The sequence below is a fragment of the Thermoflexus hugenholtzii JAD2 genome, assembly GCF_900187885.1.
Taxonomy (GTDB): domain Bacteria; phylum Chloroflexota; class Anaerolineae; order Thermoflexales; family Thermoflexaceae; genus Thermoflexus; species Thermoflexus hugenholtzii.
This window is the reverse complement of record NZ_FYEK01000027.1, coordinates 333,883-357,508: the sequence shown is the minus strand read 5'-3', so window position 1 is coordinate 357,508 and position 23,626 is coordinate 333,883. Positions and strand designations below refer to the sequence as shown.

The 23,626-nt window shown below is 68.7% G+C and carries 18 protein-coding genes and 2 tRNA genes; 9 read left to right on the top strand and 11 right to left on the bottom strand.

Annotation, left to right across the window (positions count from 1 at the left end):
- Positions 1-75: 75 nt before the first annotated feature.
- Positions 76-618, top strand: coding sequence for an NTPase (locus CFB18_RS15285; RefSeq protein ID WP_159461639.1), 543 nt, complete (start codon positions 76-78; stop codon positions 616-618).
- 296 nt (positions 619-914) lie between these two features.
- On the opposite strand, the gene CFB18_RS07775 is transcribed toward CFB18_RS15285, so the two are convergent.
- Positions 915-2,009, bottom strand: a complete 1,095-nt coding sequence (locus CFB18_RS07775; protein ID WP_088571229.1) for a pyridoxal-phosphate-dependent aminotransferase family protein — start codon at positions 2,007-2,009, stop codon at positions 915-917.
- 129 nt (positions 2,010-2,138) lie between these two features.
- On the opposite strand from CFB18_RS07775, the gene CFB18_RS07770 reads away from it, so the two are divergent.
- Entirely contained in the window at positions 2,139-2,735 is a 597-nt protein-coding gene (locus CFB18_RS07770) for a Uma2 family endonuclease (RefSeq protein WP_088571228.1), read from the top strand.
- 39 nt (positions 2,736-2,774) lie between these two features.
- Here CFB18_RS07770 and CFB18_RS07765 read toward each other — a convergent pair whose 3' ends face one another.
- The gene (locus CFB18_RS07765; RefSeq protein WP_088571227.1) at positions 2,775-4,103 is read right to left on the bottom strand and encodes a hypothetical protein; all 1,329 of its coding nucleotides are present in this window, start codon (positions 4,101-4,103) and stop codon (positions 2,775-2,777) included.
- Positions 4,104-4,258: 155 nt separating this feature from the next.
- On the opposite strand from CFB18_RS07765, the gene CFB18_RS07760 reads away from it, so the two are divergent.
- Positions 4,259-4,346, top strand: a tRNA-Leu gene (locus CFB18_RS07760).
- Positions 4,347-4,398: 52 nt separating this feature from the next.
- On the opposite strand, the gene CFB18_RS07755 is transcribed toward CFB18_RS07760, so the two are convergent.
- Positions 4,399-5,214: a carbohydrate ABC transporter permease gene (locus CFB18_RS07755; RefSeq protein ID WP_088571226.1), complete on the bottom strand. Its 816-nt coding sequence runs from the start codon at positions 5,212-5,214 to the stop codon at positions 4,399-4,401.
- A complete protein-coding gene (locus CFB18_RS07750) occupies positions 5,211-6,233 on the bottom strand; it encodes a carbohydrate ABC transporter permease (RefSeq protein WP_088571225.1) in 1,023 nt (340 codons plus the stop codon). The genes CFB18_RS07755 and CFB18_RS07750 overlap by 4 nt, the downstream gene beginning before the upstream one ends.
- Positions 6,234-6,337: 104 nt before the next feature.
- Here CFB18_RS07750 and recF point away from each other — a divergent pair, with 104 nt between their 5' ends.
- The 3 genes from recF to CFB18_RS07735 all read left to right on the top strand — a co-directional run bounded on the left by recF (position 6,338) and on the right by CFB18_RS07735 (position 11,051).
- Positions 6,338-7,555 carry a DNA replication/repair protein RecF gene (gene recF, locus CFB18_RS07745; RefSeq protein ID WP_088571224.1) on the top strand — a complete coding sequence of 406 codons (1,218 nt, stop codon included), beginning with the start codon at positions 6,338-6,340 and terminating at the stop codon, positions 7,553-7,555.
- Between the two features lie 71 nt (positions 7,556-7,626).
- Complete coding sequence (locus tag CFB18_RS07740) at positions 7,627-10,119, top strand: peptidoglycan recognition protein family protein (RefSeq protein WP_159461638.1); 2,493 nt, start codon at positions 7,627-7,629, stop codon at positions 10,117-10,119.
- Between the two features lie 23 nt (positions 10,120-10,142).
- Positions 10,143-11,051, top strand: a complete 909-nt coding sequence (locus CFB18_RS07735) for a DMT family transporter (RefSeq protein ID WP_159461637.1) — start codon at positions 10,143-10,145, stop codon at positions 11,049-11,051.
- 3 nt (positions 11,052-11,054) lie between these two features.
- On the opposite strand, the gene CFB18_RS07730 is transcribed toward CFB18_RS07735, so the two are convergent.
- Together CFB18_RS07730 and CFB18_RS07725 are read right to left on the bottom strand one after the other, a co-directional pair.
- Positions 11,055-12,077 carry a 1-aminocyclopropane-1-carboxylate deaminase/D-cysteine desulfhydrase gene (locus tag CFB18_RS07730; RefSeq protein WP_088571221.1) on the bottom strand — a complete coding sequence of 341 codons (1,023 nt, stop codon included), beginning with the start codon at positions 12,075-12,077 and terminating at the stop codon, positions 11,055-11,057.
- 30 nt (positions 12,078-12,107) lie between these two features.
- Positions 12,108-13,418, bottom strand: a complete 1,311-nt coding sequence (locus CFB18_RS07725; RefSeq protein WP_088571220.1) for an FAD-dependent oxidoreductase — start codon at positions 13,416-13,418, stop codon at positions 12,108-12,110.
- Between the two features lie 463 nt (positions 13,419-13,881).
- Between CFB18_RS07725 and CFB18_RS07720 the strand changes: the two genes are divergently transcribed.
- From CFB18_RS07720 to CFB18_RS07710, 3 genes are all read left to right on the top strand, one after another.
- A tRNA-Val gene (locus tag CFB18_RS07720) sits at positions 13,882-13,955 on the top strand.
- A 125-nt stretch (positions 13,956-14,080) separates the two neighbouring features.
- Positions 14,081-15,319, top strand: a complete 1,239-nt coding sequence (locus tag CFB18_RS07715; RefSeq protein WP_088571219.1) for a S41 family peptidase — start codon at positions 14,081-14,083, stop codon at positions 15,317-15,319.
- 3 nt (positions 15,320-15,322) lie between these two features.
- A complete protein-coding gene (locus CFB18_RS07710; protein ID WP_088571218.1) occupies positions 15,323-17,503 on the top strand; it encodes a glycosyltransferase family protein in 2,181 nt (726 codons plus the stop codon).
- Positions 17,504-17,519: 16 nt separating this feature from the next.
- Here CFB18_RS07710 and CFB18_RS07705 read toward each other — a convergent pair whose 3' ends face one another.
- From CFB18_RS07705 to CFB18_RS07685, 5 genes are all read right to left on the bottom strand, one after another.
- Positions 17,520-18,536 (bottom strand): PQQ-dependent sugar dehydrogenase, encoded by a 1,017-nt coding sequence (locus CFB18_RS07705; RefSeq protein ID WP_159461636.1) that lies wholly within the window; start codon positions 18,534-18,536, stop codon positions 17,520-17,522.
- A 218-nt stretch (positions 18,537-18,754) separates the two neighbouring features.
- On the bottom strand, positions 18,755-20,191 hold the full coding sequence (locus CFB18_RS07700) for an NAD(P)/FAD-dependent oxidoreductase (RefSeq protein WP_200808126.1): 1,437 nt from the start codon (positions 20,189-20,191) through the stop codon (positions 18,755-18,757).
- Positions 20,192-20,230: 39 nt separating this feature from the next.
- On the bottom strand, positions 20,231-21,154 hold the full coding sequence (locus CFB18_RS07695) for a PSP1 domain-containing protein (protein ID WP_088571216.1): 924 nt from the start codon (positions 21,152-21,154) through the stop codon (positions 20,231-20,233).
- Positions 21,155-21,229: 75 nt separating this feature from the next.
- Positions 21,230-22,255: a radical SAM protein gene (locus CFB18_RS07690; RefSeq protein ID WP_088571215.1), complete on the bottom strand. Its 1,026-nt coding sequence runs from the start codon at positions 22,253-22,255 to the stop codon at positions 21,230-21,232.
- Entirely contained in the window at positions 22,240-23,577 is a 1,338-nt protein-coding gene (locus CFB18_RS07685; protein ID WP_088571214.1) for a (Fe-S)-binding protein, read from the bottom strand. The genes CFB18_RS07690 and CFB18_RS07685 overlap by 16 nt, the downstream gene beginning before the upstream one ends.
- Positions 23,578-23,626: the final 49 nt, after the last annotated feature.

Sequence of the window (23,626 nt, the reverse complement as noted above, 5' to 3'; positions counted from 1 at the left end):
ACAGCCCCGAACCGGGGAGGGATGAGGCGGCCGCGGAACGGGATCTCCGGGGGACCTCGAGGGAGGAGAAGGCCCATGGGCTCCATCCTGCTGATCACCGGACGGCCCGGCGTGGGCAAGACCACGCTGATCCAAGCGCTCGCCCGCGCCTTAGGGGAACAGGCCGGGGGGTTCTACACGGAGGAGATCCGCGGCCCGCAGGGCCGCCTCGGCTTCCGCCTGGTCACCCTCGACGGCCGCGTGGCGGTCTTCGCCCACGTGGACTGGGCGGGGCGCACCCCGCACCGGGTGGGGCGCTACGGGGTGGACCTGGAGGCGTTGGACCGCCTGGGCGTGGCCGCGATCCGGGAGGCCCTGATGGGGAAGCAGGTGGTGCTGGTGGATGAGATCGGGAAAATGGAGCTGTTCAGCGTCGCCTTCCGCCAGGCCCTGGAGGAGGCGGCTGCCAGCCCCCGCCCCCTGATCGCCACCATCACCCTCCACCCCCATCCCTGGGCCGACGCCTTTAAACGCCGCCCGGGCGTCGAATGCTGGGAGCTGACGCCCTCGAACCGGGAGCGCCTACGGGAACGGGCGCTGGCATGGCTTCGGGCCCACGGCTTACGTGTCGTCGAATGAATTCGATCTCCAAAGGCGCTGCGCGCCCAGCGTCGGCCTCCGCCGACGCAAAGATCCCCTTTCCGGTCGGCGCAGGCCGACCATCGGCCGAAGGCTCTCCCGCTGATTGAAATCAGCCTTCTGAGGCGCTTTGCGCCAGGCGTCGGCCTCCGCCGACGCATAAAACGCCTCCTCGGTCGGCGCAGGCCGACCATCGGCCGAAGGCCTTCCAAGGTCGAATTCATTCGACGCACAAAGCCGACCGTCGGCCGAAGGCCTCCCCGAGCCGAATTCGCTCGACCCATGAGGCCCCGCGCTCACCGCCGGGCCTCGGCCAGGACCTCCTCCAGCGCGTCCATCCCCCGCCGCACGAGCTCCGGATCCGCCTGGGCGCCCATGTGGCCGATGCGGAACACCTTCCCCGCCAGCGGCCCCAGGCTCCCGCCCACGACCATCCCCCGCGCCCGCAGGCGGCGATCCAGCTCCGGCCAGGGCAGATCCTCCGGGACGTAGACCGCGGTGACAGTGGGCGAAGACCATTCCTCCCGTCGGGGGAAGAGGCGAAGCCCCATCGCTTTCAGCCGCTCCCGGCAGTAGGCCGCCACCTCCTCGTGGCGCCGGAAGACATTCTCCAGCCCCTCCCCCAGCACCCGCCGACACGCTACATTCAGGGCCGCCAGCGCATGCCAGGACGGCGTGTAAGGGAACCAGCGGTCCTCCAGGGCGGTGCGGAAGGGGCCCAGGGCATCGTAGCCCGCATAGTCCACCTCCCGCACGATCTCCCAGGCCCGCTCGCTCACCGTCACGATCCCGAGGTCCGGCAGCGCTGAGAGGCACTTCTGCGTGCCCACCAGACACAGATCGATGCGCCACTCGTCCACCCGCAGGGGGACCCCCGCGGCGCTGGAGACCGCGTCGACGTAGAAAAGGGGCACCTCGTAGCGATCCACCAGCGCCCCCACCTCGGCCACCGGGTTGAGGATCCCAGAGGGGGTCTCACAATGCACCATGGTCACCATCTTCGGGCGGACCCGTCGGATGGCCTCCTCCACCCGCTGTGGATCCGCTGCCTCGTCGTAATCGAACCCCACCACCTCCACCTCAGCGCCGATGCGGCGGGCCATGTCGGCGATGCCGTGGCCGAAGACCCCCGTGGCCACCGCCACCACCCGATCCCCCGGGCGCAGGGTGCTCCGGAGCGCCCCCCAGAGGACCACCATGGCCTCCCCGGTCATGATCACCACCGCGTTGCGGGTCCCCAGGATGGCCCGCAGCTGCTCCTGCGTCTCCGCATACAGCTCGTAATACTCCGGCTCCAGGTCCGCCGAGCCGTAATCCTCCTGATAGGCCGCTCGGATCTCCGCTGGGACCGTCGTCGGCCCCGGGACCAGTGGGATGGCATAGGTGCGCATGGGAGACCTCCATATATGCGGGTGAGGATTCCACGCTCACAGTATAATGGGCCTTGCGGAAGGCCGAACCGGCCGGCGGGGTTCTTCCCCGCGACGGATCGGGGCCGGGCGTGTGGAGGAGGCCAGACGATGGCATCGGGAGGCCTTCGAAGGCGACGTCAGGCGTCTGTGGCCGAGCTGTTCCCTCCCCCGGGGCAGTGGACGGAGGAGGATTACTTCGCCCTGCCGGACACCCACCGCTATGTGGAGCTCTCGGAGGGGAAGCTGATCGTGCCGCCGCATCCCACGAACCGTCATCAGATCGCGGTGCTGGAGCTCGCTGTCCGCCTGAGGGAGTTCGCAAGGGCGCGCGATCTCGGCGAGGTGCGCATCGCCCCGCTGCCGGTGCGCCTGTGGTCCGGGAAAATCCGCGAACCCGACATCTTTTTCTTCCTCAAGGCACACACTGACCGCATCGGCGAACAGGTCTGCGGCGTGCCGGATCTGATCATCGAGGTCACTTCCCCTTCCACGAGCCGTGTGGATCGAATGGAGAAGTTTCAGGAGTATGCCCGGGCCGGGGTGCCGGAATACTGGATCGTGGATCCCGAGGCGCGGACGGTGGAGGTTTATGTGCTGCAGCGAGGCGCCTACGTCCTGCGGGGGAAGTGGGAGCCGGGGGAGACGGCCTCGTCCGGCCTCCTGGAGGGCTTTGCGGTGCGGGTGGAGGAGGTGCTCGGAGATTGAAGGACCCCTCTCCCCCGGGCACCGGGCGGCCGCTCCCCCTCACCACGCGCTCAGCTCGGACATCTCGTGCTCGTAAAACCACTCCCGGATGAGATCGATCTCCTCCGGATCGAATATCGTGAGCAGCTCCAGCCAGACCCATTCCGGCAGCCGGCGCAGCCACCGGATGCGCTCCCGCTTGCGCGCCCCATCCCGAACCCAGGCCGCCTCCTCCTCCATTGCGTCCCAATCCCCCGTGAACAGCACGGCGCAAGCAGCTACCAGCCAGTAATCGTTCATGACGAGCTCGTATTCGTTGCCCTCCGGATCCTGCAGCCGCAGCAACAACTCTCCTCCGAGGGGCGGCGGCAACGGGATCTTCCCGAGATCCCGCGTCGGAGCGGTGATCTCCGCCACCGCCTCAGAGATCCGCTCCGCGGTGATCCGCATCACCCGCCCCCGCTCCGCCAGGCACTGATAAAGCCGCGCCGTGGTCCTCAGCATCCGGCGCTTGCGGGCCAGGGGCACCTCACCGACGTAGAGATACCTCAAGCGCCTCATCCAGAGGCTCAGATGATGGCCCGCCACATCATCCGCGGACTTCATCTCAAGGTCCTCCATTCCCAGGAGGAAATCCTCCACGTCCTCCTCCACCTCCAGGACCTCCCGGGGGTGGACCTGTCGCAGGAAGTCGTTCAGATCCTCCAGGGGGAGGAGCGGACGCTCGAGGGTGGCATAAAAGGCCGCCAGCCGCTCAAGGGCACGCGTCGTCGCCGTCCGCGATCGGGCCTCCGGCGGGAGCGCCTCGGGATCCTGAAGCAACTGCGCCAGGGGCTCCCGGAGGTCCTTCGGGATGACCGCCACCTGACGGCGCCGCCGGCCCACCCGGGCCTGACCGATGAAGAGCAGTCCGTGCGCCCGCAGTTGCCCCAGGATCGATGAGGGCGGCTCGTCTTCCCAGAACCACCCGTCTCCGGCCATCGCGCCGAACTCCCGCTCCAGATCCAAAAGGGGCGCCCAGCCGCCCCGCTTCAGGACCCCGGCCAGAGCCAGGCGGGCGTCCACCGGCAACCCCCGCACGATCTCCCGAAGCCGCTTCGGATCCCTCAGACGGGAAACGATGCGGGGGATCCAATCCTGCTTCTTCCCCTGCTTCTTCACGCCCAGATTCCGGGCGATGGCGCCGAGCCAAGGGGCCGGCAGCTTTTTCAACAAATCGGCCAGAGCGGAATCGACCCGGATGGCCCGACGGTCATACTCCTCCCGCCGCTCCTCGCTGATCCGCCAGGCGAAATAGGGGGTGAGCTCAAGCGGGATGTAGCCCGTTCGCTCCATCAGGAGGAGCGCCTTCCGCTCTTCAGGGCTCGCCCGTCGAGGGTGCAGGGCCATCCCGTTCCTCCTGTCCGCATCGTCCGATTAGGGGGATCCGCACCACCGGCCGCCTCCCACCCGGATCCTCTGGGGAAGCGCCCGGAAAGCCTTCCGAGGGGAATCCCAGGGCCTTGTCGAACCGCCCGTCACCCTATTATAATTACAGTGGTCTTGCCCGGGTGGCGGAACAGGCAGACGCGGCGTCTTGAGGGGGCGCTGGCCCCTAAGGCCGTGCGGGTTCAAATCCCGCCCCGGGCACCATCGCAACCCCGGCCCTCCCGCCGGGGTTTTTTGTAAAGAGCCTCCGTCCGGTTCATCCCTTCAGCGCCCCAGCCAAAAGCCCCCGCAGGAAGAAGCGGCCCAGGAAAACGTAAACCAGCAGCGTGGGCAGCGCCGCCAGCAACGCCCCCGCCATCTGGACGTTCCACTCGACGATCTGGCTGCCCGCCAGGTTCTGCAAGGCCACCGTGATGGGCTGCTGGGCCGGCTTGTTCGTCACCGTCACCGCGAACAGGAAGTCGTTCCAGATCTGCGTGAACTGCCAGATGGCCACCACCGCGAACCCGGGCTGGGAGAGGGGCAGCATCACCCAGCGGTAGATCCCGAACAGGGAAGCCCCGTCGATCTTCGCCGCCTCCACCAACTCCCCAGGGATCGAGGCGTAGTAGTTGCGGAAGATCAGGGAGGTGATGGGGATGCCATACACCACGTGTACCAGGATGAGGCCGGGGATGCTGCCGTAAAGGCCGATGGATTGCAGGAAACGCACCAGGGGGATCAGGATGCTCTGATACGGGATGAACATCCCGAAGAGGATGGCCGGGAACAGGATCTCCGACCCCCGGAAGCGCCATTTGGAGAGGATGTAGCCGTTGACGGAGCCGATCAGGGAGGAGATCAGCGTGGCGGGGATCACCAGGTAGACGCTGTTCATGAAGTTCGGCGAGAGCTTCTCCCAGGCCTTGGCGAAGGCCGCCAGGGAGGGCTGCGTCGGCCAGTTCCACATCCGGGTGAGGTCGGCCTCGGCGAAGCTCTTCAGGCCGGTGAGGAACAGGACGTAGACCGGCAGCAGATAGAAAACGGTGAGACCGATCAAGGCCAGGTAGATCAGGACGCGGCCCGCCTTCATAGCTCGGCCTCCCGGCTCAGGCTGTAGCGCAGATACGGGATGATCAGGGCCGCCACCATGATCAGCATCAGCGTGGCGATGGCCGCCCCCTGAGCGAAATGGTTCCCCCGGAAGGTGGTCTCGAACATGAAATACGCGGGCATGTCCGTGGCGAAGCCCGGGCCGCTGCCGGTCATGGCCACCGTGAGGTCGAAGATCTTCAGGGAGATGTGCCCCAGCACGATCAGGGCGCTCAGGGTCACCGGCCGCAACAGCGGCAGCACCACATGGCGATAGACCTGCCACTCGCTCGCTCCATCCACCCGGGCCGCCTCCCGCAGCTCCTCCGGGATCCCCCGCAGGCCGGCCAGATACATCGCCATGGTGAACCCGGAGAGCTGCCAGGTGGCCGCGATGACCACCGGGATCAGGGCCACCGGGATCCCGGCCTGGATGGCCCCCACCTTCACGCCGAACATGATCGTCGGATCCGTGAACCAGCGGGGGAGCGGCCCGGGGTAACCCAAGTGCCGGAGCAGGAGGTTGATCCCCGTCTGCGGGTTGAACAGCCACTGCCAGGCGATCCCGGTCACGATGAAGGAGATGGCCATCGGGAACAGGAAGACGCTGCGGAAGAACGCCTCCCCTTTCACCCGCTGATCCAGAAGGAGCGCCGCGAAGAAGCCCAGCAGGACCGCCCCCAGCAGGAAGAAGACGGTGAAGACCACCGTGTTGCGGATGTCCGCCTGGAAGCGAGGGGTCTGGAATAGGCCAACGTAATTGCGGAGGCCCACGAAGGTGTAATCCGGCAGCACATCGTTCCAGCGGGTCATCGACACGTAGACCGTCCAGCCGATGAACCCGTAAACGAAGACCCCCAACGCCAGGGCCGAGGGAGCGATCAACAGGACCGGCAGCCCGGCCTCGATCCGACGCCGGAGCTCCCACGCCCGTTCCCGCCATCGGAGGGCCGGCACGCCACGCGCCGCCGGCCGGGAGGCTCCCGCCTCGAGGGCCGGATCCTTCCCCGCATGCGCCATCTTCACCTCCCGAACTTCCGGAGCGCCCGGACCGTTCATCGAGGATCGGCTATGATTATATCCCTAAGCGTCGAGAGATTGAGATCCCGAACACGAGCCCAGGGATGTGGCTCCGCTCTCTCAGCCTGACCCAGTTCCGAAACTACGCGCGGCTCGAGTGGCGTCTCGAGCCGCGGGTGATCATGGTCTACGGGGGGAACGCCCAGGGGAAGACCAACCTCCTCGAGGCCATCGCTTACGCCGCCACCGGCCACTCCTTTCGCACCGGAAGCGACCGGGAACTCATTCACTGGGCTGCCTGGCGGGATCCCATGCCCTTCGCCCGGGTGATCGCCGAGTTCGTGCGCCAGGACGGCCCCGTGCGCCTGGAGATCGCCCTGGTCGCCGAAGGGGGAACCCCCTCCCCGGAGACCGCCTCCCTCCGCAAACAGGTGCGGATCAACGGCGTCCCCCATCGGGCCCTGGACCTCTTCGGACAGGCCGCCGTGGTGGTGTTCGCCCCCCAGGATGTGGAGGTGGTGGGCGGACCCCCCGCCGAACGACGGCGGCTGATGGATCTGCTCATCGCCCAGACCTCCCCCGCCTTCGCCCGGACCCTGGCCGCCTATCAGCGGGCCCTCGCCCAGCGCAACGCCCTGCTCCGCCGCCTTCAGGAAGAGGGCGGGGATCCCGGCCAGCTGGACCTGTGGGACGAATCGGTGGCCCGCTACGGAGCGCCGCTGATGGGCCAGCGGGCCCGCGCCCTGCACGCCATCGCCGGCTACGCCGAGGAGATCCATCGGACTCTCAGCGGCGGGGAGCCCCTCATGCTGCGCTACATCCCCGGCCTGGACCCCGCCCAGGTCGAGGGGCAGATGGCCCTGGACACCCTCCTGTGGGGTCAGGGATGGGCCGAAGCCGAGCTCGCCGAGATCTTCCGGAAGGCGCTGCTCCGGGAACGGGCCGCGGATATCCGGCGGGGGAGCACCCGGGTCGGCCCCCACCGGGATGACCTGCGCTTCATCGTGGATGGCGTGGACATCGGCCTTTACGGCTCCCGGGGACAGCAGCGGACCGCCATCCTGGCCTTCAAGCTCGCCGCGGCCCGCTGGCTGGCCTCCGTGTTCCGGGAAAGCCCGCTCCTGCTGCTGGATGAGGTCATGGCGGAGCTCGACGAGGAACGCCGCCGCTACCTGCTCCGGGCCCTGGAGGATGCGGAACAGGCCATCCTCACCACCACCGATCCCATGCTCTTCGCGCCCGATTTCCGGGAGCGGGTCCGGCGCTTCCACGTGCAGGCCGGCTTCCTTCGGGAAGATCCGGATCCGCCCGGCATCGGGTAAAGCGGAGGCCACTCTCACTTTGCCGCTTGCCGAAAGGCTCGGGCGGATGTAAATCCAGGATGGAGGCTGCGATGGCGGGGCGGAGCCTGCCGGTCTATCTTTACGGCATCCACGACCCGGGCCCGTGGCGGGAGCGGTTCCGCGCCGCGGGCGTGACCGGCTGGGTGATCTTCGAGGAGACCATCGGGGCCGACCCCGAGGATCCCAGCGGCCGCGGCTCGATCTATCGGGAATGGGCGGACGCCGGCTTCGGGGTGATCGTGGTCCTCAACCACGGCCGCTATCCCAACGGCACCCTCCCCTCCTCCGACCGCTACGAAGCCTTCGCCCGGCGCTGCGCCCGCTTCGTCGCCGCCTCGCCGGGGGCGCATATCTGGATCATCGGGAACGAGCCCAACCACCCCCAGCAACAGCCCGGCGCTCGCCTCGACCCCCGCGGCGCCGTCTGCGAGGCCGCGGAATGGATCACGCCGGAGCGCTACGCCCGCTGCTTCCGGCTCTGCCGGGAGTGGATCCGCAACCAGCCCGGGCACGAGGAGGATTGGGTGATCCCGGCCGCTGTGGCCCCCTTCACCGCCGTCCTCCGTTACCCCGGCAACCCCACCGGGGACTGGATCGTCTATTTCCACGACCTGATCGCGGCCCTGGGGGAGGACCTGGACGGGATCGCCCTTCACGTCGCCGGCCAGAGCGCGGACCCTCAGGCCCTCGCCATGGACCTCCGCTGCCCCCCGCCCTATGAGGCTCGGCGATGGGGCTTCCGCGCCTATCAGGACTTCATCGAGGCGATCCCGCCTCACCTGCGCCATCTCCCCCTCTTCATCACCGAGGCCTCGATGGGGGATCAGGGCGGCCGGCCCATCCCCTGGCCCGACGCCGACACCGGCTGGATCTCCGAAGCCTACACGGAGATCCACCGCTGGAACGCGGATCCGGCCCATCCGCCGATCCGCTGCATGGCCCTCTACCGCTGGCAACGCGTGGATCCCTGGTTCATGGAGGGCAAGACGGGATTGCTGCGCGATCTGGACCGCGCGCTCACGGCCCGCCTTCGATGGGATGTGGGGCTCCAGCGATACCCGCGCGTCACCCTCCGGATGGAGATGCCGCTTCGCGATCGGCCGGAAGGCGAACCCATCGGGCGGGCGCTCCCCACCGGGCAGGCCGCTTTCGCCGTTGAGCGGACGGCGGACGGCCGCTGGGTGGCCCTGCTCCTGCCGGATCGGGGGCGGAAGGGCTGGGTGCCCCGGGAAGCCCTCACGTTCCGGGGTGATCCCCAGGAGATCCCGGTGCGGCGCGACGGCCCGGTCCGGCTGACCTTGCGCCGGGCCACGGCGCTCCGCCTCGCGCCCTCCCCCACCGCCCCCGCCCTCGCCGAGCTTCCGGCGGGGAGCCGGGGCGTCGCCGAGCTGACGACCTCCGACCGCCGATGGTGGAGAGTCCGATGGGAGGGAGGCGCCGGCTGGGTGCACGCCCTCGACGTCGCCCTGGAAGGGGATCCCGGCCGCGTCCCGACAGCCCCCTGCCCCTGGGCCGATGCGGACCTCCAGCGCCTGAACCTCTCCCTGGAGTGGATCGAACCCTTGCTGCCCCGCCGGAAGCCTTCCCCCTGGCCCCGACGCCCCCTGGAGGGGGTCCGGTATCTGATCCTGCATCCTCTGGAGATCCCCGGGGATCTGCCCCCACAGGCCCTGGCGGAGTTCCTGATCGAACACAAGGGACGCCTGGGCTTCCCTTTTCACTTTTACCTCACGGCGGACGGACGGGTTTTCTGGACCCTCCCGCTGGAGGCGATGACGGATCACGCCGGTGGCTGCGGACGCATCAGCGTGGGCCTCGCCATCGCCGGATGGCGGGAGGGCCAGCCGCTCGCCCCTACACCACTGGACCGGGTCGCCCGGTTGTGTGCGTGGCTGATGATCCGCTTCCGGCTGGGACCGGCCCAGATCCGGACGATCGATGAGCTCTTCCCCTCCGCCGGCGCTGTCCCCTTTTCCGGCGCGGCCGTTCGGGAGGCGGCGCAGCGGATCCTGAAGGAGGCCGGGTGGCCGATCCCCGGGCTGCCGGAGCCCGGCTGGCGCGACCTCCCCTCTCGCGCTCCCTTCCCGCCCCGCCCGCTCTGGCGGATCCGAGAGCTGATCCTCCATCACACCGGGACCGATCCGGCGGTCCCGGCGGAGCAGATCGTCGCCTTCCAGACGGAACGGCTCGGGCTGCCCGGGCCGACGTATCATTTCCTGGTGGCCGGAGATGGAACCCTTTACCGGATCCATCCCCTGACGGCGGCGGTTTCCCATGCAGGAGCCGATCCGACGCGCTCCGTGAGCATCGGGCTGATCGGGGACTTCCGGAGGCAACCCCCGAGGGAGGGTCAGCTCACCGCCACGGCGGAGCTGATCGCCTTCCTCCTGGAGCACCTCGGGCTGGGGATCGAAGCGGTGAAGGGCCACGAGGAGCTGGATGGGACTCCATGCCCGGGGGGATGGCGGACGGGGATCGCGTGGCGGGGGCTGCTGTGGGCGCAGGTTCAGGCGATCCGGCGGCGGCACGGTCTGGCGGTCTGATCTCCTCAGAGGACAGAGCGACGATGGCGTGGGAAGGGATCCTGGCGGCGCTGGCCTCGGCGATCATGCTGGGCGGGGCGCCGATCCTGGCCAAGCTGGCCTATCGGGACGGCGCGGACCCGGCCACCGTGGTCATCCTGCGCAGCGGGATCGCCGCCCTGGCCCTATGGGCCCTTTACCTGATCCATCCTCGCTGGCGCCGCTATCTTTACATCTATCCGGTGGGCCTGCTCGGATGCCTCGCCGTGGGCTTCACCAACGCCCTGGGCTCGATCTTCTACTATATGGGCCTTTACCGGCTGGACGCCGCGGTCGCCCATCTGATCTACTCCATGTATCCCGTCCTGGTCGCGGTGATCACCCACCTGAACGGGGAGCCTGTTCCGGGATGGACTCGTGTGCGGATCCTGATGGCCGGGCTGGGGGTGGGGCTGCTGCTGGGCCGCTTCCAGGGGATGCCGGATCCCCTGGGGGTGATCCTGGTGCTGCTCTCCAGCGGGCTCTACGCCCTCCATGTAGTGCTCAGCCAGCGGGTGCTCTACGAGATGCCCGCCCAGACCCTCACCCTCTACGCCCTGACGGCCACGGCCGCCTTCACCCCGGTCGCCGGCTGGGCGATGGGCAACGCCCGCGCCTCCGTCCCGACGGCCGCCCTGGGCCCCATCGCCGCCATGGCGGGGGTGCTGATGCTCTCGCGGCTGACGATGTTCCTCGGCGTCAAGCGCTTGGGAGGGGTCCAGACCGCCCTGCTCACGGTGCTGGAGATCCTGGTCACCGTGGGGCTGGCCGTTGGGTTCCTGGGGGAACGCCTGACGCTGGTTCAGTGGCTCGGCGCGCTGCTGATGATCGCCAGCGTGATGCTGATCGCCCGCGAAAGCCCCCGCGCCCCTGTCCCGCGCTGGCGGATGCCCCTGCTGCCCCCTGCGGATTGAAGCTCACGCCGCCAGGTCGCCGGCCTCAAAGGCGAACAGCGCGGGGATGCCCCCGGTGTGCAGGAAGATGATCGGCTCATCGGATCCCAGCTTCCCCTTCTGGAGCAAATCCAGCATCCCAGCGAAGGCCTTCGCCGTGTAAACCGGATCCAGCAGGATCCCCTCCAGACGCGCCAGCTCCCGCAGCACCCGGTTCCCCTCCGGGGAGGGCGCCCCGTAACCCGATCCCGCATAGGTCCGCTCGATCAGAGGCACCTCAGTCGTCGGGAACCGGTGGGGCTCGCCCAGGCGGGCGCAGATCTGCCCGGCGAGGCGGGCGATGGCGGCCGGGAGGTCCTTCCACAATCCCCCGATGTCGATGCCCAGGGGGCGCAGCGGGGAGCGAAGCAGGGTCCATCCCGCCCACAACCCGGCCAGCGTCCCCCCGGTCCCCACCGCCGTCACCACCCAGGCCGGCCCCAGCCCGTGCGCCTGGGCCTGATGGTGGAGCTCCAGGGCGGCCCGCACGTAGCCCAGCCCGCCCAGGACCGAGCGCCCACCTACAGGGATGAAGTAATGGCGGCCCACCCACAGCCGGGCCAAGACCCGAACCAGGAAGTCCGTCCACGCCAGGGAACGGGGGCCTCCTCCGCCGCCGAAGGGGAAGAAGTGCATAAAGGCTCCGAGCAGCTCGTTTAACAGGAGGTTGCCGCTCAGACGAGGAGGACGAGGGGTGAAGTAGAAGAGATGGGGCTCCAGCCCCAGGCGCCGGGCGGCGGCGGCCGTGATCCGCGCATGGTTGGACTGCAGGCCGCCGTAGGTGACCACGCGGCGATGGCCCCGGCGGAGGGCGTCGGCCAGCAGATACTCCAGGGGACGGGCCTTGTTGCCCCCCAGCGCCGGCCCGATGGCGTCCTCCCGTTTGAGGTAAACCGGCCGGCCCAGCGCCGCGCTCAGGCGAGGCAGAGGCTCCAGCGGGGTGGGCGCGGCGAGCAGCGGGACCCGCGGGATCGCCTCCAGACGACGCGCCAGCTCCTCCGCATCCATCGCGCCGCTCCGCTTTGAGGAACATCGCTTCTACGCTTCAACCATGGACCGGGCCAAGCGCTTGCCCAGGGCGATGAGGGTCAGCACCGTCGGCCGCCCCAGCGCCTCGGGGAACACGCTGGCGTCGCAGACGTACAGCCCCCGCACCTCCGTCTGCAGATCCGTGTCCACCAGCTCTCCGATGCGCACGGTGGCGCTGGGATGGGTCCCCCGCATCGGGGAGACAAAGATCGAAGCGGGATCCGCCCCGGCCTCGCTCAGGATACGCCGGGCGATGCCCACAGCCTCCTGCAACCGGTCTCGATCCGTCGGGGTCAGCGGCTTCGAGAGGGATCCATCCGGGTGGAGGCGGCCGGAGAGCGTATCGCGGAGTTTGATCATCACCCCGAGCATCTGCCGCCAGCGCGGCCAGGTCGCCACATGGCGCAGGCCGCTCATCCCCGCCACCAGCGGATACAGCAGCCAGGGATCCATGAGCGTGCTGAACATGACCTCCAGCCCCGGATCCTCCCAGGACCAGGTCATCGGGGGGTCCGAGGCGTTCCCATCCGCCCGGGATCGGCCGTACACGATCACGGTGAGATCCATCGCCAGCCCCTCTCCGATCCCACGGAAACCGGAGGCCTGCAGGATGCGGGGGGTGCCCAGGCCCCCGGCGGCCAGCACCACCCGGTCCGCCCGCGCGATGAAGGGCTGCCCCCGGATGCGACCCGCCACCCCCACCGCCCGTCCTCCCTCGAGGAGGACGCGCTCCACGAACGCGTAGGGGAAAAGGAGCGCGCCCGCCCGGACGGCCTCCTCCACGAACTCGGCGGCGCTCCACTTCGCCCCGCAACGGCATCCGAGGAGGCAGTGGGCGCCGCATTGAAAGCGCGGGGCGCGCTCGGGGCGGATGAATTTGGGCTGGGGATAGATGGCGTAGCCGAGGGCGCGGGCCGCCTCGGCCAAGCGGGTGGAGGCCGCGCCGCGGTGCTCCGGGGGCAACGGGGCGATCCTCAGCTCCTCGATGGTCTCCGCGACCTCCAGACGGAGATCGATCCCGTATTTCGTCCGCAGCCAATCGGGCGGCGGCGCCGCGCAACCGGCGAACATGCCGGTGGCCCCGCCCACCATATGGGGGGCCACCACCTGGATCCCCTCGGGGGTGAAGAAGAGGCCGCCCCGCTCGGTGTAGCGGAGGGCACCCAGATGCGTGCCATACAGCGGGCGGCCCCGCTCCGGGCCGCCGCGCTCGAACAGCAGCACCCGCCGGCCCGCCCGGGCCAGCTCCCGGGCCACCGTCGCCCCGCCCGGTCCCGTGCCCACCACCACCACCTCCGCCTCCCATCGAAGCATCTCCATCCCGGACCCCCTCCCAAAACGGTAGGAGCAGCTTCCGCTGCGCCCCTTGCGGGATCGAAGACATGAGGCCCCGAGCTGACCCCCTTACGTAGGCCGAAATTCATCTCGGTATCTACTTTGTAGCTGCAACCCTGGCCATCTTGAGAACAGAGATTCGGGTCTCAATCCCCTCCCACAAAAACCGGTTTCCGTAGGAGCGGCTTTCGCCGCGACTCCGCGTCATGGAACAGGAACAGCTCCCGCCACGACCAATGCCTTCTGCGGCGTTCCTTTGATACCCCCGTAACCGATCGCTTCCCAGATCGCCGGAATAGATCTCATCTCAGTATATCCGCGATCAGGCAGCGGGATGCTTTCACGGGCAAGGGTCCTTCCCCTATAGATCTAACCCCCGTCCCGACCGGAGAGCGGGAAGGGCGGGGCTTGCCGGTTCGGGCGGATGTTGCTATAATGTGGTGGTGACGGGCGAGTAGCTCAGGTGGTCAGAGCGCACGGCTCACATCCGTGAGGTCGGGGGTTCGAGTCCCTCCTCGCCCATCCCGCCGCAGCGCCAAGGCTGCGGCGTTTTTTGTTCCGGCGGGGCCCCGGCGGTTTTGGAGCCCCACCGGATGCAGCCCTAAAATCCTCAAGGGATCCATCGGGTTGCGCTCAGGAGGCTGAACGTGAGCGATCTGGGCAAACGGCTGGGAAACCTCCTCCTCTTCGCCGTGCTGGCGACCGGCCTCGTCGGCGCGGCGTTCCTGACCGGGTTCGGCGTCGCCTGGGGGATGACCGCCCGCGCCCCCCACGCCCTCCCCACAACCCCAACGACTGCTGCGCCGGCCGCTCCTCCACGGGACCTCCAGGAAGCCTTCGACGTGTTCTGGGAGGCTTGGAAACTGGTCCAGGAGGAATACTACGGGGAGATCCCCTCCCCGCAGACCGTCGCCTACGGCGCCATCCGGGGGGCCCTGCAGACCCTGGGGGATCCCTACACGTCTTTCATCGAGCCAAAGATCGCCCGCATCCTGGAGGAGGACGCCTCCGGGCAGTTCGAGGGGATCGGGGCCATGGTGCGCATGAACCGGGACAACAAACTGGAGATCGTGCGCGTCTTCGAGGGCTCCCCGGCCCAGAAGGCAGGCCTCCGCGCGGGGGATCTGGTGATCGAAGTCGACGGGCAATCCATTGTCGGCTACAGCATCTACGAGGCCGTGGCCCTGATCCGGGGCCCAGCGGGCACTTCGGTGACCCTCACCATCGAACGGCCCGGCCAGCGCGATCCCATCCGGGTGACCGTCACCCGGGCTCGCATCACCATCCCGGTGGTGGAAGCCCGCATGCTGCCCGAGGGCATCGCCTACCTCCGCCTCTTCGACTTCAGCGCCCAGGCGACCCGACAGCTCCGAGATCAGCTCCGCTCCCTGCTGGCTCAGAACCCCCACGGCCTGATCCTCGACCTGCGCGATAACCCCGGCGGGTTCCTGGACCAGGCGATCCAGGTGGCGGATCTCTTCCTGGATGAAGGGATCGTGGCCTACGAACGGATGAAGGACGGTGAGGAGCGGGTTTTCCGCTCGAAGAGCGGCGATCCGGGCGAGAAGATCCCCATGGTCGTGCTGGTGAACGCCGGCAGCGCCAGCGCCTCGGAGATCGTCGCCGGCGCCCTGCAGGACCGCGGGCGCGCCCTCCTGGTCGGCGAGCGCACCTTCGGGAAGGGATCGGTCCAGCTCTCCCACACCCTATCGGACGGCTCGGAGCTCCGGGTGACCATCGCCCGCTGGTTCACCCCGAAGAACCGGGCGATCCACGGGGAAGGGTTGAACCCCGATGTGGAGGTGAAGGTGGAGCCCGGGGCGGAGGCCGGCGGGGCCGATCCCCAGCTGCAGCGCGCGGTGGAGGTCCTGCTTCAGGGGCGTTGACCCATGCGGCGCCCCCTCGGGCTGGCGGACAGCGGGGTCCTCCTGGCCCTGGCGGGATGGATCGCTCTGCTCTACTGGCCCTTCTGGTCCGGGGACCCCCGGGCCCAGGCCGCTTTCCGCCCGGGAGACTTCACTGAGCACCACTATCCGTTTGCGGCCTATGCCCACCGGCGTCTCCAGGCCGGGCAGCTCCCCCTCTGGGATCCCTACACCCTGGGCGGTCATCCCTTCGCCGCGGACATCCAAGCTCAGGCCTTCTATCCGGTCCGCTGGGCGGTTGCCTTCCTCAGCCAGGGACATCCGCTGAGCGCCCGGGCTTACGCTGCGGAGACGATCGCGCATCTGATCCTGACCGCATGGGGGGCCTACGGGTTCTTCCGCCGCACCGCCCGCGATCGCGCCGCCGCGGCCTTCGGTGCCTTCGCCTGGGGGCTGAGCGGGTATCTCACCGGCTACCCCCTCCAGGATCCCCCGATCGTTGCCAGCCTGGCCTGGCTGCCTTGGCTCCTGTGGGGGCTGGCCGGGCTTCTGGAGGGAGCGCCCCATCCCGGCCGCTGGCGCGCCCTGGCGATCCTCGCATGGGCGATGACGTTCCTCGGAGGGCACACGCAGACCACGCTCTACGTCTATCTGATCGCGCTCGCCTTCGCGGGGGCCCAGCTGGGAGCCCGGCAGGCCGGGCGCGCCCGGGGAGCGCGGGAGCTGGCTCGGGTGATCCTGCTGGGCACCGGGCTCACGGCGGCGCCGCTCCTCGCCACGCTGGAGCTCATCCCCTGGACGGAGCGGACGGAGTGGACCTTTCCCCAGCGGGCAGGCGGGTTCGAGCTCTGGGAGCTCGCTGGAACGTTCTGGCCCCAGCTTACCCTGTGGTCCCCGCTCTACGTCGGGATCCCCACGCTCCTTCTGGCCCTCGCAAACCTCGCCGCAGGGACACCTGAAGGACAACTCCCCCGCATCCTGTGGGGAGGGCTGGCGGGCGTCGGCGGGCTGTGGGCGCTGGGAGGAGAAGCTGCCCTGTATCCGGCCCTCGTCCGTCTCCTGCCGGTCCTGGAACTCTTCCGCAACCAAGAGCGGGCAGCCCTGATCCCCGCCTGGTGTCTCGTCGCCCTGGCGGTGGAAGGCTGGCCCCGTCCGCCCACTGAATCCCTCCGGCGCGCACTAAGATGGATCATAGGGGGCACTGGGTTGCTGCTCCTGGGGGCCCTTCTGCTCATCCAGGCCCAGGACATCTCGCAGTGGCCTCGCCTCCATCGGCTGCTCTCCCAAGCTGGGTGGCCGTGGGCGATGGCCACGGGCGCGCTCCTCCTCCTGCGCGGCTGGCCCCGCACCCGCTGGGCCCTTGTCGCCCTGCTGGCCCTGGATGTGGGCTCCGTCGCCTGGCGGACCGCGGAGGCCGGCCATCGGGTGTGGCAGGATCCGGAGGCGGTCGCCGCTCCCCCGATCACGCCGGATATGCTCCCGGCGAGCGGGCCTCCCTACCGGGTCGACACCCGCGGACACGCCACCGGGAACTGGACTGCTCAGGTCGGCGTGGAGGATCTCCATGGCTCCGTCACGCTGGCCCTGCGCCCCTTCCTGCGGTTCCGCCAGCAAGTGCCGGGGGAGCGGGTCTGGGCGCTGATGGGCGTGGGATGCTATCTCCAGCGCGCCGATGAGCCACCCCTTCCCTTCCCCTCCCGCCCCGTCCGATCCCTCATGCTCGGGGAAAAAGCCGTTGAGCTCCGCTGCCTGGAGGTCCCCTTCTCCCGCTTTCACCTGATGTATGAGGCGGTGGTCTTCGACGATGAAACCGCGTTACGCGCCCTGCGGGACGCCGCCTTCGACCCCCTCCGGACGGTGATCCTGGACCGCCTATGGCCGCTGCCGGGGATGTCCCCTCCTTCGACGCCGCCGCGCCTGACGGTGCAAGCCTGGGCTCCCGAGGCGCTGCAGCTGGAAGTCTGGACGGAGAAGCCCGGGTTCCTGGTCATTGGAGATGTCTGGTATCCCGGCTGGCAGGCATGGGTGGATGGGCAGCCCGCCCCGGTGCTGCGAGCCTATACGACCCTGCGGGCGGTCCCTGTGCCCGCGGGCGCCCACGTCGTGATCCTTCGCTACGAGCCGCTTTCCGTGCGCCTGGGCCTGGCCCTCTCGGGGCTGTCCTTCGCGCTCCTGTGCCTCAGCGCCTTCCGCGGAAGGCCGTGAGATACCCGGTCCCCGCCTAACGGGGGAGCGGGAGAAGGAACGATAGATTCCGCCAAGGACGGTAGAGGCGATAGAGGCCATCGGCATCCGCAAACCACACCGCCCCATCGGGCGCCACCCAGGGGCCGATCCGACAGGAGGCGCCGGGGATGGAGTAGGCGAAGACGCCGGTCACGCGCTGGCGGCTGTCATCCAGCGTCAACAGGTGCAGCTGGCCGGTGTTCCACGCACATATGAGCACCGCCCCGTTCCATTCCGGAAACATGGGGCCGGAGTAGACCGCGATCCCCGCCGGGGCGATCGGCGTCTTCCAGACATAAAGAGGTTTCTCAAACTGAGGCAGGTCCGCATATTCGCACGTCTGGTGGTTGAAATCCCAGGGCCAACCGTAATTCCCACCCGGCCGGATCCGGTTCAGCTCATCGTTGCACTGGGGCCCGTTCTCCGCTCCCAGGATCTGTCCTGAGAGTGGGTCGAAGGTGAAGGCAAAAGTGTTCCGGAACCCGAGGGCGAACACACTGTCCAGGTTCGGCCCACTGCCGTCGTAGAACGGGTTGTCCGGGGGGATTGTCCCGTCCGGGTTCAGGCGATGCATCTTGCCGGCCGGATGCTCGAGATACTGAGCGGGGTTCCCCAGACAGAGGTCCCCGATCGCCACGTAAAGACGCCCATCCGGCCCGAACGCGATGTGGCCCGAGAAGTGGAAGGAACACGAGGGATCAAAGGCCGCGCGCATCAACACTGTCGGCTCCACGCCGCGACCCGATTCGTCCCGATACCGCACCAGACGCCACTCCGGCTGGGGCCGGGCGGACGTGTAAACCAGATACACGAAGCTATCTCGCTCGAAATAGGGGTCCAGGGCCAGCCCTACCAAGCCACGCTCCCCTTCGGTGCTCACCGTCAGGGTCAGCCAGCGCTGCAGGGAAGCCCCGTTAAAGGTCCACACGTGCGCCTCTTGATCTCCTTCGAATCCACCCTTCTCAGCGATGAACACCCGGCCGTCCGGCGCGAAGGCCAACGCGGTCGGCACGGGGAGCGAAAGCACCCGGGTTGCACTTGCCCCTGGAGGGAGCTTGCGAAGGTCCGGGAGCGGATGGAAGGGGAAGCGCACGGGTTGTTCGGACGGCGAGCCCACCCGGAAGGAGGCCTGAACATGACACGCGGAAAGGAACAGGAGAACCAAGAGGGGGATCGCCAAGTGGAGCGCCCTCCCGGGGCTCCTGCTGGGTTGTCCTCTTGCAAGGAGTGCTAAAGTTGCCATGTCTCCCCCCACGCGTGCAGGCGGGCTCGGTAATCCGGTCGCTCGTAGCGATCGAGGGTGAAGGCGGGCGCATAGTCCGGAAGCCCTTCCCCCAGGATGTGGGCGGCCAGCAGCTCCCCCGCCCCCATCGCGGCCATGATGCCGAAGCCGGAGAGAGCCCCGATGACATACGCCCCCGCCACCGGTAGCGGGCCGATCAACGGGCGGTTCTCCGGGGTCCGCACGTAGTATCCGCCGTCCACGGCCGGGCGGGGCATGCGCGAGATATAGATCCGCAGCCCGGGGATCAGCGTCGTCAGCCCGCGTAGCACCACCTCAGGGAACAGCGGATCCTCCGGGATCGGGAAGACCGGATCGACCGGCCGGGTCGCATAAGGCCAGAGCATCAGGACATAGGGGCTCTCCGGGCCGCCCTCCGGCCGCAGATGCGCGCCCCCGGGCAGCACCCCGAGCAGCTCCGAACGCCCCATCTCCTGAAGCAGATCCCGCTCCTCCTCCGACCACGGCAACTGAAGAGGATCCGCCCCGATGATCAACGGCGCATCCCGGGGGATCACCCCCTCCACATCCGGGAACATCACCTTACAATGCAGCTCGCAGAACACCGGGAGCTCCACGTCCAGCATCCGGGCCACCTCCCGGAGGAAGGGGCCGGCCGCGTTGACCAGGCATCCCGTGGCCACCGTCTCCTCACCCCCCGGGACGCTCAGGCGGACCGCCTGCACCCGTCCGCCCCGGACCTCCACGCCGACCAGCCGGGCGGATCGGAAGGCGACCCCCCGCGCCCGGGCCTGCTCCAAAAGCAACATCCCCAGGCGGTGGGCGCTCAGCCAGCCGCACCGGCGGACGTGGAACACAGCCACCGCTTGGTCGGTGAGATACGGGAAACGACGGCGGATGAGGCCAGGGTCCAGAAACGCGTCCACGCCATCCGGAAGACCCTCAAACCCCTCAGGGGGCGAGGGGAGATACGGTGGATCCCCCGGGGAGCCCGTGTGGCGACGGACCGGCCCCGCCCCTTCCCGGGCGGTCTGCTCCGCCGCCTGAAGCAGGGTTTCCGCCCGCTCAGGGTCAGCTGTAACGTAAAGGTAGCCCCGCCGGTTCAGGCGGAAGGCGTTCCCCGTCGCCCGGGCCAGCTCCTCCAGGAGATCGATGCTCCGGTTCATCAGGCGGACCATGGCCCCGTCGGGCCCCGGCCACCAGTTGCGGTAGGCCTCGGTGGACTTGTCGCTGGTGAGGCCCAACGGGGGGCCTGAATCCACCAAGAGGATCCGGAGGGAAGGCTTCCGAAGGCTCAGATGATAAGCGGCGGAGATCCCCGCAATCCCCGCCCCGCAGATCACCACGTCTGCGGTCGCCGTCACCGGTTCCTGGACCTCATCGAGAGGATCTTCGGGCTGGGCGGCGGGCCTTCCCTCCTCCACCCAGCCCCCATCAGGCGGAATCTCAACCCCGGGCGCTCGCTATCCGGGGTTCTCCCCGTTCCCTCCGCCGCGTCGGCCGCAGGTGCAGTTCTCCCCGTTGTTGCATGGCTGCTCCGCCTTCTGCTGGAGGGCCTTCAGCTCCTCCAGGGGCTGGAGCTGCTCCTTGGGCACCTCATGGATCTGATCGCCCACGCGGACCAGGGCCGCCTCTTTGAGGGGGAGCACCTCCACCACTACCCCTTCCCCATAAGGGGTCATCACCGCCTTGCCCTTCTTGGGCAGCTCCTGCTTCGCCCGGACGTATTGCTCGTATTCGTAGATCAGGCAACACCGGAGCCGCCCGCACATCCCGGTGATATCCTCCGGATTCAGGGAGAGGCCCTGCTCCTTGGCCATCTTGATGGAGATGGGGCTGAACTCGGTGAGGAACAGGGCGCAGCAGCGGGTCTCGAGGCCGCACGCCCCCATCCCGCCGATGATCTTCGCCACGTCCCGGGGCCCGATCAGCCGGAGCTCCACCTGGCGGCCCCGGTAGATGGCCGCCAGCCGCTCCCGAAGGGGCTCCAGATCCACCTTCTCCTCTGTGTGATAGAGGAAGGAGATGTGCTTGCCGTCGAAGGAGATCTCGACCTTCACGATCTTGATGGCAAGGCCCAGCTGGCGGGCGTGGTCACGGGCGACCACCAGCGCCTCGATCTCCTTGCGTTCCCAGTATTTGCGGATGGCCAGGTCCCGGTTGGTGGCCGGCCGCTCCACCGGCCGCAGGGGGCCTTCAATCCGTCCGCTGCGGGGCATCCCCAGGGAGACCACGCGGCCCAACTGCTTGCCACGGGGGGTCTCCACGATCACCCAATCGCCCACCTGCAGGTCGTAAGGCCCCGGGTCGAAGTGATAGATCTTGCCGACCGGATGGAACCGGACGCCCACCACCCTTTCGCCGTCTGGGATCATCTCCGCTGTCATCGCGCCGCTCCGTTGAGATCTGCGTTCCAGATCAGAATGCGCCTTGCTTCGGGCGCGTCGCCGGTTCGCCTCAGGTTATTCGACGGCGATCCACTCCAGGCCGGGGATCACCATCCGCCAGCGGACGTCGAAACGCCACAGCCCGGCCTCCCGGGCGATCCGGAAGGCCTCCTCCATCTCCCGGCGGAACACCCGCCGGTTGATCTCCGCGTAGCGGGGGTCCGTCTTCGCCTTCCAGGCCGGGTAATATTGATCCATCAGGTTGACATAGGTGTCCCGGGAGAGGCCGGCCAGCCAGCGCATGATCTCCCGGGTTTCGTCCAGGAGGCTGGGCATCACCAGATGGCGCACCAGCACGCCGCGCAGCGCCAGGCCGTCCTCGTCCACCCGGAGCTCGCCCACCTGGCGGTGCATCTCGGCGATGGCCTGGCGGGCCACCTCCGGATAGTTCGCCGCCAGTAGATACTTCCGGCTCCGCTCGGGGGTCCAGAGCTTGAAATCCGGCATGTAGATATCCACCAGGCCCTCCATCACCCGCAGGCTCTCCAGGCTGTCGTAGGCGCTGGTGTTATACACCAGGGGAACCCGCAGGCCCATCTCGATGGCATAGGGGAGCGCCTCCACGATCTGCGGGACCACGTGCTCCGGGGTGACGAAGTTGATGTTGTGACAGCCCATCTCCTGCAGGCGGATCATCAGCCGGGCCAGCTCCTTCGGCGTCAGCTCCTCCCCCTCCCCCAGCTGGCTGATCTCATAGTTTTGGCAAAAAACGCAACGCAAATTGCACCAGGAGAAGAAGATGGTCCCGGACCCCCGCCAGCCGCGCAGGACGTCCTCCTCGCCGAAGTGGGGGAAGGCGCTGGCCACGCGGGCGTAGCGCCCCACCCGGCAGACCCCGAAGGCGTTCTCCAGGCGGTTCACCCCCTTGCACAGGCGCGGACAGACCCGACAGGAGGGCCCCAGGTGGGAGAGGGCCTCCTCCACCTTCTCTTTCAGCCGGCCCTCTTCGTAGGTCTTCAAGTAAGCTGGGACGAACTCACGGCGGGAGATGACAAAGCGGCCGTTCCCATGGACCTCCGGCGGGATCACCCAGCGCCCCATCCTGATCCTTCCCTCCCCTCGGAAGACGAGAGCGCCGCGTCCAGGAGCTCGGAGAGATGCCGGACCTGCACGGCGAGCCCCGACCGGCGGACGCCCCACTCCAGCTGGAGCAGGCATCCCGGGTTGGCGGTGACCACCACGGAGGCTCCCGTGGCGGCGATGTCCGCCATCTTCCGCTCCAGCAGCCGGCGGGACATGGCCGGATGGGTCAGGTTGTAGATGCCCGCGCTGCCGCAACAGCGCGCCGCGTCCGGCAGCTCCCGGAACGTCGCCCCTCGCAGCCGCAGGAGCAACGCCCGGGGTTGCCGCCGCACCCCCTGGACGTGGCTCAGATGACATGGCTCATGATACGTCAAGCGGAGACCGGAAGCGATCGGCTGGAGCTCCTCTGGCCAGATCGCCTCCAGCCACTCGGTGAGGTCCCGGACCCGGGCGGCGAAGGCCCGCGCGCGGTCCGCCCACTCCGGATCCTCCGCCAGCAGATGGGGGTATTCTTTCAAGAAACCGCTGCACGCCGCGCAGTCCGCCACGATCGCATCCAGCGGCCCCAGGGCCTCGAAGGCGGCGATGTTGCGACGGGCGAAGCGCCGGGCCGCCTCCCGCAGGCCCTGATCGTCCTGAGGCGCGCCACAACACGCCTGATCCCACGGAACCACCACTGCGCACCCCAGACGCTCCAGCAGACGAACGCTGGCCCGCACCACGTCCCCATACACCGCGTTCATCACACAGCCCAGAAAGAAGCCCACCCGGTAACGAGCCTCCGCCGGGGCCGGGCGATCGCGCAACGCCCGGCGGACCGGAGGGGCGGGACGCGGAACCCAGTCCAGCAGCTCCCGCAGCGGAGGGAAGAACCGGAACAGCCAGCGGGCGAGGGGGATCAGGCCCAGGCGCCAGGCCCCGCGCAGGGGCGCAGCCGCCCACTCGGCCGCCCGGGGTGAGCCCAGGGCGCGCTCCAGGAGCAGACGCAACCACCATGGCCGCGGGCGCTGGGCCGCCGTAGCCGCCCGGCCAGCGACGATCAGCTCTCCGATGGGGACCCCCGCCGGGCAGACCGTGTTGCACGCCCGGCAATCCAGGCAATGATAGAGATGAGCCTCCACGGACTCATCGAGGGGCAGCCGGCCCTCTTCCACCGCCCGAAGCAGGGCCAGGCGCCCCCGGGGGGACTGCGCCTCGTGGAGCGTCTCCTGATAGGTCGGACAGACCGGGAGGCAGCGGGCGCACCGGATACAGGTCAGCAGCGCCTCGTAATCCGGTCCCTCCCTTAGCGCCACCCACGGGCTCAGGGTTGCCTCGAAGAGACGATACAAGCCATTCATCTCAGGGCTCCAGAGATGACTGCTTTCACAACTCCTACGATTTTACCCC

Coding starts and splice junctions, on each gene's coding strand:
- CFB18_RS07735 (WP_159461637.1), top strand. CDS start 10,143: ATGGCGTGGGAAGGGATCCTGGCGGCGCTGGCCTCGGCGATCATGCTG.
- CFB18_RS07755 (WP_088571226.1), bottom strand. CDS start 5,214: ATGAAGGCGGGCCGCGTCCTGATCTACCTGGCCTTGATCGGTCTCACC.
- CFB18_RS07750 (WP_088571225.1), bottom strand. CDS start 6,233: ATGGCGCATGCGGGGAAGGATCCGGCCCTCGAGGCGGGAGCCTCCCGG.
- CFB18_RS07695 (WP_088571216.1), bottom strand. CDS start 21,154: ATGACAGCGGAGATGATCCCAGACGGCGAAAGGGTGGTGGGCGTCCGG.
- CFB18_RS07690 (WP_088571215.1), bottom strand. CDS start 22,255: ATGGGGCGCTGGGTGATCCCGCCGGAGGTCCATGGGAACGGCCGCTTT.
- CFB18_RS07685 (WP_088571214.1), bottom strand. CDS start 23,577: ATGAATGGCTTGTATCGTCTCTTCGAGGCAACCCTGAGCCCGTGGGTG.
- CFB18_RS07765 (WP_088571227.1), bottom strand. CDS start 4,103: ATGGCCCTGCACCCTCGACGGGCGAGCCCTGAAGAGCGGAAGGCGCTC.
- recF (WP_088571224.1), top strand. CDS start 6,338: ATGTGGCTCCGCTCTCTCAGCCTGACCCAGTTCCGAAACTACGCGCGG.
- CFB18_RS07725 (WP_088571220.1), bottom strand. CDS start 13,418: ATGGAGATGCTTCGATGGGAGGCGGAGGTGGTGGTGGTGGGCACGGGA.
- CFB18_RS07770 (WP_088571228.1), top strand. CDS start 2,139: ATGGCATCGGGAGGCCTTCGAAGGCGACGTCAGGCGTCTGTGGCCGAG.
- CFB18_RS15285 (WP_159461639.1), top strand. CDS start 76: ATGGGCTCCATCCTGCTGATCACCGGACGGCCCGGCGTGGGCAAGACC.
- CFB18_RS07740 (WP_159461638.1), top strand. CDS start 7,627: ATGGCGGGGCGGAGCCTGCCGGTCTATCTTTACGGCATCCACGACCCG.
- CFB18_RS07775 (WP_088571229.1), bottom strand. CDS start 2,009: ATGCGCACCTATGCCATCCCACTGGTCCCGGGGCCGACGACGGTCCCA.
- CFB18_RS07710 (WP_088571218.1), top strand. CDS start 15,323: ATGCGGCGCCCCCTCGGGCTGGCGGACAGCGGGGTCCTCCTGGCCCTG.
- CFB18_RS07730 (WP_088571221.1), bottom strand. CDS start 12,077: ATGGATGCGGAGGAGCTGGCGCGTCGTCTGGAGGCGATCCCGCGGGTC.